The 12,481-nt window shown below is 44.2% G+C and carries 7 protein-coding genes; all 7 read right to left on the bottom strand.

All coding sequences use genetic code 11. The features are described from left to right. Positions 1 to 9 precede the first annotated feature (9 nt). On the bottom strand, positions 10 to 1,965 hold the full coding sequence (locus tag D0T57_RS04360) for a DUF5123 domain-containing protein (protein ID WP_163271258.1): 1,956 nt from the start codon (positions 1,963 to 1,965) through the stop codon (positions 10 to 12). 17 nt (positions 1,966 to 1,982) lie between these two features. Continuing rightward, entirely contained in the window at positions 1,983 to 3,920 is a 1,938-nt protein-coding gene (locus D0T57_RS04355) for a RagB/SusD family nutrient uptake outer membrane protein (protein WP_163271256.1), read from the bottom strand. A 13-nt stretch (positions 3,921 to 3,933) separates the two neighbouring features. Then, positions 3,934 to 7,146, bottom strand: a complete 3,213-nt coding sequence (locus D0T57_RS04350; RefSeq protein ID WP_163271254.1) for a TonB-dependent receptor — start codon at positions 7,144 to 7,146, stop codon at positions 3,934 to 3,936. Positions 7,147 to 7,207: 61 nt separating this feature from the next. Then, positions 7,208 to 8,791: a pectate lyase gene (locus D0T57_RS04345; protein ID WP_163271252.1), complete on the bottom strand. Its 1,584-nt coding sequence runs from the start codon at positions 8,789 to 8,791 to the stop codon at positions 7,208 to 7,210. Between the two features lie 137 nt (positions 8,792 to 8,928). Next, a complete protein-coding gene (locus D0T57_RS04340; RefSeq protein ID WP_163271250.1) occupies positions 8,929 to 10,371 on the bottom strand; it encodes a pectate lyase in 1,443 nt (480 codons plus the stop codon). Positions 10,372 to 10,417: 46 nt separating this feature from the next. Continuing rightward, positions 10,418 to 11,197, bottom strand: coding sequence for a rhamnogalacturonan acetylesterase (locus tag D0T57_RS04335; protein WP_163271248.1), 780 nt, complete (start codon positions 11,195 to 11,197; stop codon positions 10,418 to 10,420). A 22-nt stretch (positions 11,198 to 11,219) separates the two neighbouring features. Beyond that, complete coding sequence (nagA, locus tag D0T57_RS04330; protein WP_163271246.1) at positions 11,220 to 12,476, bottom strand: N-acetylglucosamine-6-phosphate deacetylase; 1,257 nt, start codon at positions 12,474 to 12,476, stop codon at positions 11,220 to 11,222. Positions 12,477 to 12,481 lie beyond the last annotated feature (5 nt).

The following is a 12,481-nucleotide window of genomic DNA, read 5'->3' as shown; positions in this document are numbered from 1 at the left end:
TAAATAAGATTACCACCTAGGGTCGCCTACATTTTTAGCAGCTATATCCGCATCTTTTATCTTAAACGATGCTCCTGTAGCCATAGGATTTACATTCGGACTGGCAAAAAGGTCTTGCGGAGTTCCGTTATATTCTATCATATTCATATTTCCCGGCGCTGTGGCATTATTGAATAGTGGTGTCTGCCCTTTGAAGAAATAGCTATTTTCGATGTTAACCGTTGCGCTGGCAGCAACATAATCGATGAACTTATAGCCTGTATTACCAAAATGCAACACTGTATTTTTTACACCAATTTTTGCTTTTGTGCTCTTGGCCGCATATATTACAGTATTCTTTCCTGCATTGATATTGTAAAGCGTACAATTCTCCACATTGATGTTTACAGGCTCACTCACTTGCCCTATGCTGATGATACCGCGTGCAGTGTTGGTCGATGTACAATTTTTGACTGTAATAGCATCAAATACCATATTTACTTCCGATGCAGACACCTGTACATAGGTAAACTGGGTATTTCCACTATGGCTATATGTAATTACATTATCAAATGTACATTTGCCTATCTTAGCACTAAATCCGGTAGTCCGGGCCTGTATGGTCATTATCGTAGAGTTGGCAGACGAACCCGATGCAAGATTGACAATACAGTTCACCATACTGAGTTCGCCGATATTGAATTGCCCGTTGGCTGAATTTACGGTTCCCTGCATTAGATAAGCATCGCAATTGAAAGTAATATTCTTAAATGCTATCCGGTCGTATGTACCTTGCAATACCAGGTTTTTCTCCATTTTCAGAATAGTAGTGGCCGGACTCTCACCCATCAATACAAGATTTTTTGAAACGATGCCCGTAGTAGCCGTACTTGTGAAATTGTAGCTTCCCGGAACAAGGAACAACGTATCAGGACGGCTTGGATCGACAACAATCTCGCGCAAATCGCCATCCTCAGGTTTTACTATTCTCATATTCGCAGATGGAGCTTTAGGGGTAGTTATTTCCGATTGAGACACCAGTTCGTCCCCGTTCATCAGTTTCACGATATAAGTAGTTCCGGCATCGAGCCCTGTCACCTCTTTAGCCTTAGCTGTTAAGTCGGCAGGAAGGATCGGCTGTGTCAACGATGGTGTATCTTCTCCCGATTTGGTGAAGGTAACTGTTGTTATAGCCGGCACCATATACAATTCCCATGTGAGCGATACATCTGCTGTTACAGGGTTGGTGGTGTAATTCAATTTAGATTCTCCTTCGACAGTCGGTATCGGCCCATCTTTGGTGGTAACCTGGCAAGAGCCGCGCTCTTTAGTACCACGATACAAACGGATCATATATTCGGTACTCACCTCCAATCCTGTGTTTATCACCTTTTGCTGTGCTGCGGCTTCTTCTGCCGAAACCGGATAGGTAATAGGAGAATTGTCTTCGTGGGTAAATGTTATCGAAGTTATTGATTCGGGTTCAACACCCTCTTTGCCCCATGTCACGGTAACAATAGTGGTCACGGTAACAGGGTCGAGCGTATATTTCATTTCCGAGACAGCCTTTATATTCTCAATAGCAGGCTCTGCCAGAGTGCTTTTGTTTACTATATCGGAATAAAGAGAAGGAGCCGGACGCCCTGTTTCCGAAACTCCGCGTACTCTGAAATAATACTTGGTGTCTTCCAAGAGATTATCTATAATACACTTGTTGGTTGTAATTCCGTCGACGACTGTTACATCTTGAGCGAAATCTTCGGCCTGGCAATATTCCACCTCAAAGGATGGGGCGGCTGCCTGCCACGATAATTCGACAGAGTTGAGTGTGGCTACTCCAAATGTGACTTTCAATGGCTTCAACAGCCTAGGCAATTCTATCGAATCCTTTTCGTCTTGCAAATCATCGGTGCACGATTGTAAACAAAAATTTGCTGCCACAATAACAATCATGCTTATAAATATGTTTTTTATAATTCTTTTCATGCTGAATCAGTTTAAGATTAATAACCCAAATCGCTGTTAGACAGACTCCCCTGGCTATTTGTAATGATTGTGCGCGGAAGCGGGCAAACCAATTGCCTGTCAGGATTGTTCAGGTAAAGACATGTAACGTATTCATCTCTCAATTCGCCTGTATCGGTACGCGAATCAATCCAAGGAGTGACGGTCAGCGTAGCGCTGGCATTACCTTTTGTGTTCCAATGCTTCCAGCCATTGGTAGACATCCATAAATTCAATGCAGCTTCGTCTGTTATTAAATCGCCCGATGTACCCGGAGCTACTTCTCCCCGGTTGAATCCATAATATATTATTTCGCGCTCACCGGCTTTATCTGTTTTGTATTTCCAGAATACATAGCCCGGCACATCGGCATATTTCCCTGTGAACGAACGCAAAGCACGGGTGTCGTCTATTACCTTATCCATATTTGTTTTCAATAGATTCCAACGGATAAGGTCGTATTTGCGAATAGTTTCGCCAACAAATTCCAGGCGGCGTTCGTCCTGTATAGCTTTCAGGAAATCGGCCTTACTGCCACTCTTAGAGTCTACATAAGCCTTTTGCGACAAACCTCCATATCCCCGTGTACGCACCCTGTTAAGCGCATTCTTTGCTCGGTCTGTTGCCCCGTTAAGTTGATTTTCGGCTTCGGCAAACATCAACAGCACATCGGCATAGCGAATAATGATAGGCGTAATGCCATCGTTGGAATTGGTAGACAACATGCCTTTGCTCAAATCGATCCACTCGGCACGTAATTTGCCGGGAGTCATCCTGCGAACTGTAGCTAATTCTTGCTTTCCATTTGCCCAGCGGAACGGAACCACTGATACATCGCGACGTTTATCTGCTTTTTCGAAGTCGTAGAATAATGTAGGAACAGTGCCGTGGGTTCCTCCCTGATAAACAGAAGTATATGGATCGCTTCCCGATGCAGGGTTGCCACTTCCGGCTGCTCCGGCATGTATCACTCCTGCTGCAACCATCCAGTTGCCCCGCTTGTTGTAATTGAACGGCAAATTGAATAGCGGTTCGCTTCCTGCCTCTACTTTGACCTGGCAATTGTCTTTAAATATCTTTTCAAATTCACTTTCCAGAATAAATCCTTTTCCTTCATTTTCCATTATATCCCAACACTCGTCGCGGGCAATAGTATATGTTTTTTCTACTGTAAGATCGGGATCGTCACTCAACTGGGCTACGTTCATTTCTCCATAAGTATGATAACCATATCCGCCTGCAAACAGAGCGATCCGTGCCCTAAATGCTTTTGCGGCAGCTTTATTAGGTCTTAATATCGTTTTTGTTTCGGGAGATGTTCCCGCCCAAGGCATTAGTTCGGCAGCACGTTCCAAATCGACGAGCAATTGTTTAAAGATTACATCCCTGTCGGAGCGGCCTACATATAAGTTCTCCGAATTGAGAGGAACAAAACGCGCAGGAATATTGCCATACCAGTTTACAAGCTCGAAGTATACCCATGCCCTAAGAAACAGAGCCTCTCCCAGCAAATAACCTAATTTGTTGCCAGGTGCCGGATTGCCATACAATTCCAATCCTTCGATACATAAATTAGCTCTCTCGATAGCTGAAAATGCAATAGAAGTAGCCGGTCCCATAAAATCGTCGCCATCCTTGTTGTTGTAAACAGCGATAGAACGGTGTGTATTCGATTCTGTCAGGCCACCAAAAGATGCAAGGTGCATTTCGGTATCATTATTCAAGCCTTTGTATGGCCACAAACGGCCATTAAACGAATTTGCCTGAAACTGTTCGTAAATACCCATCACTGCCGACTCAGCCAAAGTAGGGTCTGCAAATATGACTTCCGATGTTAGCGACGATTCGGCTTCTGTATCCAGAAAATCGTCTATACATGATGGCAAAGAGAGTAGTGGAATACCTATAATAAGTAAATATAAAAATATCTTTTTCATAATATTTCCCGTTTTAGAAATTTAAATTAACTCCGACAATAAAGCCTCTGGTCTTTGGATAGGAAGAATAATCGACACCCGGGGTTAACGGCGTTGAACGGCGTGTATCAACTTCCGGGTCGAAGCCTGTATAATCGGTCAGGCAGAAGAGGTTTGTACCTGTTACATAAAAGCGCAAAGTATTGATGCTGTATTTCTTGGTAAGCTTGGCCGGCAAGGTATAGCCGAGAGTCAATGTGCTCAACCTCAGGAAAGATCCATCTTCTACCATCCACGACGAAACAAAACGATAGCCGGTGGCAGGTGTCCACATAGTGGTATTAGCATTCATTTCGTCGAGCAAATCGGTATCAGTGACCCTGTTGCCCTGAGCGTCGATACTCATCCACCGGTTGCTGGAGTCCATGTTGGTCAGCATATTCAGATACCTGTACTTTCCGGTACCGGAATACAAGCCTTTATTTACATTCAATATTTTATTACCATACGAGTAATTAAAATTAGCATTCAGGTCAAAACCTTTGTAGCGTCCGTTGATAGAGAAACCACCTGTAGCCTTAGGCAATGCGCTACCCAACACTTTACGGTCTTTCGAAGCCTCGATAGTTCCGCTTTCGTCCAGGTCTTTAAGCTTAACTGCTCCGGGTCCCCAGCCTACTCCTGCCAGATATGAGTTATCTACTACTCCTTCGTTGGGTTTCCATGCGCCGTCTGTCCATGCAAAGTCTGACGCTGCATAACGTCCATCGGAAACATATCCGTAGATTTGTCCCAACGGTTCGCCCTTACGTACAATAAAGTCATAATCAATCTCGGTAGATGCCCACGACGAGTAAACCCTAATTTCTTCCAAACCGCCCAATTCTGTAACTTTATTCCTGTTCATACTTACGTTGAACGAGAAATCGAGCCCAAAGTCTTTGTTGTCTACTAATATGGTATTTAAGGTAAATTCCAGTCCTTTGTTCCGTGTACTACCTAAGTTTCTGTATTGGTCTGTATATCCAGCCCCACCTATCGGGAACTTAATAAGCAAATCGTCGGTAGTATTGTAATATACATCGACAGTACCACTAATCCGCCCGCGTAAGAAGCCAAAATCGAGTCCGACATTACGGGTTGTGGTAATCTCCCATTTCAGGTTTTTATTCGACATCACATTTCCCTTCGTCCAATATGGTGTATTGGCAGACGAACCGGACATTACTCCTTCCGGCAAAAATGTTGTACTTTTCGACGAATATGGAGGATCGGCTACATCGGGGGGGATATTATTATTTCCTGCCAAACCGTAACTTGCACGAAGTTTCAGGTTATGAAGCCATTTCGTATCTTTCAGAAAACTCTCCTCATTGATACGCCACGCTCCTGCAACCGAAGGGAAATATCCCCACCTATTGCCCTCTTCGAATCTGCTTGACCCATCGGCACGGAATGTTGCCGATAACAGGTAACGGCTATCGAATGTATAATTAGCACGGCTAAAGAACGAAAACAAGCGGTCGGGTTTCTCATAAAAGTTGTCGGTAGATACAGCAGTACCTTGTGTTGTCAGCTTAAAAGCCTGGCGAGCACCGAAACTTTCGGGAAAACCATCTATATTGGTAGCCAACGCTCTACGTTCGCTCGACACCAATTCCTGACCCAGCAAAAGGTTCAGTGTTTGGTTTTTAGGTATGATATTTTTAAAATCATAATCCAACGTATTCGAATTGATTATTTGTTTTCTGTTAGTATTGGTTATTCCTATTGCCGGCTTTCCGGAGATGGAAGATGTACGGCGCGAATAGTATGTGGTAACGCCAAAAAAGCGTTGGTCTTCATACCATTGCAAGTCGAGCCCCAGGTTCGATTTAAATTTCAGGTTAGATATAACATTCCAACTAAGCCCGCCCTGAAAACTCAATGTACGACGATACTGTATGCGTTCGTTATCAGCCACATATTGAGTAGGGGTGAATAATCCGCTATTATTGTAGAAATCTTCATCGTCGATTTCGTCTCCCAATCCAAGATTTTTCAACGGGATAGGGCTATATTGCATCACATACTTCATACGTGGGTCGCTACTACGCCCACCCGACTGTTCGTTGGTGCCTGCTCCTTCTACCTTCATATCCGAATAGCGGGTATTGAAATCGAGGGATACTTTCGACGAAACTTTATGATTCATCTTGAACGAAAGGTTGGTACGCCTGAAGTATGAGCCTATCATGATACCCTTATTCGTTTCATTGGCAACATTGGCCGAATAGCGCATCTTATCGGTGCTGCCCGATACTGTCGCATTGTTGTTAATCACTCTGGCTGTGCGCCCCAGCACAATTTTTTTCCAGTCGTTGCCTGCCGCCCCTCTATAAACTTCGATATCGTCGAACGATCCGAAATAAGGCTCATACATAGAGTCTGTCGCTTTACGGTAAACCGATTGCTCATATTGCCACAAGGCATATTCGTAGGGGTCGAGCACATCCGGTTCGTTTACCATCTTACGGTAGCCAAGGTAACTGTTTACCGCCACATTGAACCTACCCGACTGGGCGCTCTTTGTCGTAATCATCACAACCCCATTAGCACCTCTGGAACCATATATTGCTGTAGACGAAGCATCTTTCAACACATCGATAGAAGCAATATTGGATGGAGCCAGATCGGCTATGGAAGATACAGGAAATCCATCGACAACATAAAGCGGAGTATTATCTTGAGTTATCGACCCACCTCCACGTATATTGATTTTTATTTCGGCATCGGGCGCACCATCGGTTGTCACCACCTGCACCCCGGCCAAGCGTCCGGTAAGTGCTTCTCCGATTGTAGATACGGGGATTTTTTCCAATGCGTCGGAGTTGATAGACGCAACCGGCCCTGTGAGATCGCGGCGTTTGACAGAACCGTAACCGATAACGACCATAGGATCCATCATAATATGATTGTCTTTCATAACCAAATTCAGGCGGTTTTTGCCGTCAAGAGAGAGGTTTTCGGTCTTCATACCTATAAACGAAAATACGAGGATATCTTTTTTTATATCAGGTACTTTTATAGTATATGTCCCATTATCGTCGGTTACTGTACCGATTTGTGTTCCCTGAACTACAACTGTCACCCCCGGAAGAGGGCTTCCTTCTGAATCAGTAACTGCTCCGGTAACCTCCTGTGCCGATAACGCTGATACTGAAAACAGGAAGACCACAAACAGAATTATTCGTTCAATTTTGATCATAGTTTTATTAATTTAAGTGTTACTTCATTTACTTAGATTGTGTAATATGCTTGTTTCCCGGCTAGTTTCCCTTTAGAAAACTAATAAGATCGAACATGTTCTTAATATATGCTTTACAGGATATTCCTACAACAGGCTCTTCGGGCTGATAGATTGCTGTATTGTATTTCCCATACAAAGTTTCCCGATACGAGGTCGGTGCTGGATCGTCATTTTTCCCCTCCCCTATATATGGGTTGGAAATGTAGGTCAGAGGTGCAGGCCAGTATCCGGCGCTATTGAGCGACGCCAAAAGTTCCTCTGCCCTTTGTTTATCAACCTTCGACAAATCTCCTGAATAATATGCGGGCAACTTATTATCCCGGGGATTCATGAAAGAAGATTTCTTTTTTATTTCTTCAACCGGAGTTGACTTTATTGTTTCATATTCTTTTCGCAATTTGCCTATATTGACCACTACCACTGATGCGTAATGTCCTATTACATTCTCCAGATTTTGATCGAAATAATAGGAACCATTATTGACATGAGTACCCTTGCGGTGTATATACAATGGTGTATGTGTGCCAGGTACCAGAAAGCGAGGACACAATACTTGCCCCTCTCCTACTTTCTTGCCGGCTTTGGCTATATCGGCTTGCCCCAAGGCAATCGACTGCAGGAAATCTAAGGCATCGGGTATTCCCGCCAGGAATTTCGAATCACCTGTCATCTGATAATATTGCAGCAGGTTGCGGATACAATTCACTGTTCCGGATGTAGTGATGGCAGCAGGTTCGAATTCGCGCGCCGAAGCAGGCTTCATATCCAATGTGTATTGGTCTGCCCAGCCGGCAGTCGGATACCCTTGCTGAAGAATCCGCACACAATTCATAGCCCTTATCAAAGCATCGTATGCACGGGCATCTCCCAATACATGATAGCAACGCAGCAGAAATTCGATATTATCATCTATCACATCGTCATTCAATGTTATGCAACTTGTATAATCAGGTTCTCCGTTTTTGCCCGGATAGTCGTACATCAGCGGATAGCGTTGCGGCCATCCACCTATGGAAAACTGGCTTTCGAGAATGAAGCCAACGGCTTTATCTAACGATGGTTTGTAGCGCGGGTCAAGCTTTTCCATATACATGCGCATAATGAAATTAGCGGCATCTGAGGTTACACTGTCGTCGAATGTCGCATTTCCATAATAGTGGTTAAACTCACCACATCCCCATGCGTTCTTACCTATTGTCGCATACCATTTTTTCAGGGAACTTTCTCCTGCCAAATCGAAGAGATAGTTCCAACCTCCACAGTCCAACTGACCGAATACGAGTATATTGGCAACTTTCTCTGCCATCTGGTAGTAATACTCATCGCCTGTTGCATGATAGGCATCGAGCAGTATATTGCCGATAGCAGGTGTGCCGGGAGACTGCACCCATACAGATGTGGGATAAGCCTCCAGTTCGCCCCATGTACGGGAGAAATCGGGTAAATAATTCCACAAAAAACCTCCCTGGCGGCTAACATTATCCATCATAAAAGTGGTAGCACGTTTCATCGCATCTCTAACGTTTTGCTCAGTTCTGTTCTTCTGGGCAAAGGATAAGAGTGTGAATGCAACAGATAATATAAGTAATAAATGTCTTTTCATTAATATTTAGATTTTCAACAAATTAAGCAAACAACAATATACAGCCCGCCCGAACCGGCCGGAAATAATATCCGTCAGATCTATTGATTATGTTTGCATTACAACTGTTATTCAGGTATATTAGCTTATTTTCTTTCTTATTTCAGTTTGCTCTGTTCCTTGGTAATATGTTCTACTATACTATTCAGGTATATCTCCACATTTGTATATCCGATACTTCCTTTTGGGATTAGGTTAGCATCTTCAGCATTGTGTTTGTCCAGTCCGTGAGTATCTTCCCATTCGTCGGGCATGCCATCCCCATCAGTGTCGGCAGGGGCCGGCAACGATTTGTATTCCTGCCAACCGCCCACTGCGCTTTGGGTATCAATAAAGCCGTTTTTGCTCCCATTACCTCCATCTTGTATTGTTGCCATGCCTTTTGCGGCGTCATCCACAGCCCGAAGGTCGACATCGTCGCGAAACAGAGAAGCTCCGGCATAACTCAATACTTTCTCGAATGCCTTTTCGGCAGTATGTGTTGTTGTATGTCCTTTTTCTTTTCCGTTTATCAACAATGGTTTAGTCTGTTCTTTTGCTTCTTTACCTCCTTTTGCCGGATATATACCTTTACGGTTATCATTGTTTATGCCATTGGGATTGCCTGCGAAATGGTTGCCTGCAATGTACAATACAGGATGCCCGAAATCGTGTATTTGCCCATCACCTTTCAAATCTTTGCACAAACCATATGTATTTATAAAATAGCTAGTCTTGGGGTTGCTGGCCGGCCCCGGCTTATAGTAATTATTCACCATATTGAACTGCCCGCCTTCGCCTCCGTAGCAATTATTAGCACCCCAATTGTATATCACATTATTCCTGAAATCTACAACTCCACGGTATTCGCTTTCGGGATACTGGCTGTTGTACAAAAATGGATGATCGAAACGGGGATTCCGGTTGTCGTGGCACGAAAGCATATTGTGATGGAATGAAGCGTTCTTTCCGCCCCAAATACCGCCATAGCCATGCGAACCTTTCTCGTGCACCGAATGGCGCAAGCTTTCAGTCATCAGGCACCATTGCATCGTGAAGTCTGTGTTTGCATAAAAAGATGCACATTCGTCGGTGCTCCAGCTCATCGAGCAATGATCGATAATGATGTTGTGCTGCCTGATACCGCCCAGAGCATCATCATTTATTTTAGTCTCGTCCCCCATCCGAAAACGGATATAACGGATAATTACATTGCCGGCCCTTACCATCAACGAGTGGTTTCGAATACATATCCCTTCGCCCGGAGCAGTTTGCCCGGCTATCGTCACATTGCCCGATGTGAGGTTGATGCGGGATTTCAGTTCTATTACTCCCGATACTTTGAACATTACGATACGCGGGTATTTCTGCCTCAATGCCCAACGCAGTGTACCTTCCGAACCATCGTCGTCCAGTTTGGTCACATACAGCACTTTGCCCCCTCTGCCGCCTGTAGTATACATACCTCCGCCTTCGGCACCGGGAAAAGCTGGGATAGGCTTATCAACTAGAGCCTGCGCTCGCACTTCCGTATTGGCGAAAAGGGCTGAGACTAAAAGCATAAGAGAAAAAAACGTTTTGTATGCAGACATAACTATTGTGTTTATATTATTCTATGGTATCTATATTGTTGTGCAGATATTTGGACAAAGGGTGCTTCATCTCTCTGAGTTCTTTTACAAACAGGCGCGAAAATTCTGTCGCCCCATGTACATTGAGATGCGAATCGTCTTTATTTCCATCAGGAAAACGCTCTGCAACACCCGGCTCTACCCACAAAAACAATTTTTTAGATTCTTCTGCTCCATATTCTTCAACCAGCTTGCGTGTAGAAACCTGCATATCAACAACCGGCACATTCATTTCCTTTGCAATCTCCCTTACCGTTTCCACATAGCGGCCGTAGGTATCTACCAATTCGCCTTCTTTATTCCAACGCCGTCTTACGACAGATGTTGCCAAAACAGGAATACCACCTTTTTCGCGTGTTTCGGTTATGAATTTACGGAAATTGTCTTTGAATGCCGTTTCCGGATCGGTATAACGCTTGGGATCTTGCTTTTTCTGGTCGTTGGCTCCAAATTGTATCAATACATAATCGCCCGGCTTGATCTGTTCTTTTACCTTATCCCAACGGCCTTCGTCGATGAAGCTTTTGGAACTACGTCCTGATACGGCATAGTTTTTTACTATAAGTTGTTCCGAATCGAAAAATTTTCCTAACACCTGTGCCCACCCACGTCCGGGGTCGCCCGGATCGTCGAGTATCACACGATTGTCCGACATGGTAGAATCGCCAATGGTAAACAATGTCACTTTCGACTTATCTGCTGATATGCAGCCAAATACAGCAAAAGCAAAAAGTATGTATAGAATATTCTTTTTCATATTAAATCCTTAGGTTTATCAATTATCTAGCTTCATATATAATCCGGCCGCCTACAATGGTTGCCTGTACATTTATATTTTCATCAAATATGATAATGTCAGCATCTTTACCTTTAGCGATAGAACCTTTTGCATCATCTATCTTCATCAGTTTAGCCGGCGACAGGGTCAACATCTGCACAGCATCCAGCAGGTTTGCCCCGCCTTTTGTCATATATGTCCTGACCAACCTGTCTGTAGTTGCCACACTACCTGCAAACGAACTTCTGTCCGGCAATTTAGCTACACCATCTTCGATAATTACGGGTACTCCATCTTCCAGGCTACCTAATATCGACTTTCCATCGGGCATACCTGCACCACGCATAGCATCGGTAACCAATACTACCCTGTCGGCACCTTTTACTTTATAAATAAGCTTTAAGAGCGGAGACGGCAGATGTACGCCATCGGCAATAGCCTCTACATATAGATTGTCGAGATTGTAACCAGCCTCTATCACCCCGGCATAGCGCAAAGCGTCTTTTCGTGTAACAGTAGACGTCAGCGAATAGAAATGTGTAATGCTCGAAAAACCTGCGTCGAAAGCATCGACAGCTTCATCATACAATGCTGCTGTATGAGCCATTGAGGTCTGGATATTCCGTTTTCTCAATTCGCGAGCCAAGTCGAGAGCTCCGGGCAGTTCGGGTGCCATACTCCAACGAGCAATTATGTCGCCACCCTTTTCCAGAATTTTATTATAATGCTCAGGTTGGGGGTCGATTACATAACGGGGATCTTGCCCTCCACTCATCTTTTTATTCAGATAGCCTCCTTCGATATGGATGCCGCCAAAAGCTGCACCTGTCGTATTCATCTTATCTGCTTTCCTGTAGTTGTCAAACATTTCGAAAAGCGTTTTATCCGAACACGATGCCGAAGTAGGGTAAATAAGGGTGGTTCCGTGCTTGGCATGCAACTCGGCCGCCTTAATCATGGCTTGGGGTGTACCATCCATGAAATCGTGCCCGCCGCCGCCATGACAGTGTGTATCTATAAATCCGGGAGAGATATACTTCCCTTTGGCATCGATTTCCTTGGCGCCACTGAAGTCGACATTGCCTGCACGTACATCTATTATTTTGCCATTTTCGACCAATACGCAAGCATTATCGATAATGGAATAAGGTGTTATAACCTTGCCATTGAATATCTTCAGCTTTTCGTTGCTGGTTTGGGCGTTAGACACACTCAACGATAATATACCGATCAGTGCCGTAATAAAAATCTTTTTCATGAACG

Origin of the sequence: Dysgonomonas sp. 511 (assembly GCF_010501105.1) — a bacterium.
Classification (GTDB): domain Bacteria; phylum Bacteroidota; class Bacteroidia; order Bacteroidales; family Dysgonomonadaceae; genus Dysgonomonas.
Note: the sequence above shows the minus strand (reverse complement) of the source record. Positions and strands in the feature narration are given on the sequence as shown.

Coding starts and splice junctions, on each gene's coding strand:
- D0T57_RS04360 (WP_163271258.1), bottom strand. CDS start 1,965: ATGAAAAGAATTATAAAAAACATATTTATAAGCATGATTGTTATTGTG.
- D0T57_RS04355 (WP_163271256.1), bottom strand. CDS start 3,920: ATGAAAAAGATATTTTTATATTTACTTATTATAGGTATTCCACTACTC.
- D0T57_RS04350 (WP_163271254.1), bottom strand. CDS start 7,146: ATGATCAAAATTGAACGAATAATTCTGTTTGTGGTCTTCCTGTTTTCA.
- D0T57_RS04345 (WP_163271252.1), bottom strand. CDS start 8,791: ATGAAAAGACATTTATTACTTATATTATCTGTTGCATTCACACTCTTA.
- D0T57_RS04340 (WP_163271250.1), bottom strand. CDS start 10,371: ATGCTTTTAGTCTCAGCCCTTTTCGCCAATACGGAAGTGCGAGCGCAG.
- D0T57_RS04335 (WP_163271248.1), bottom strand. CDS start 11,197: ATGAAAAAGAATATTCTATACATACTTTTTGCTTTTGCTGTATTTGGC.
- nagA (WP_163271246.1), bottom strand. CDS start 12,476: ATGAAAAAGATTTTTATTACGGCACTGATCGGTATATTATCGTTGAGT.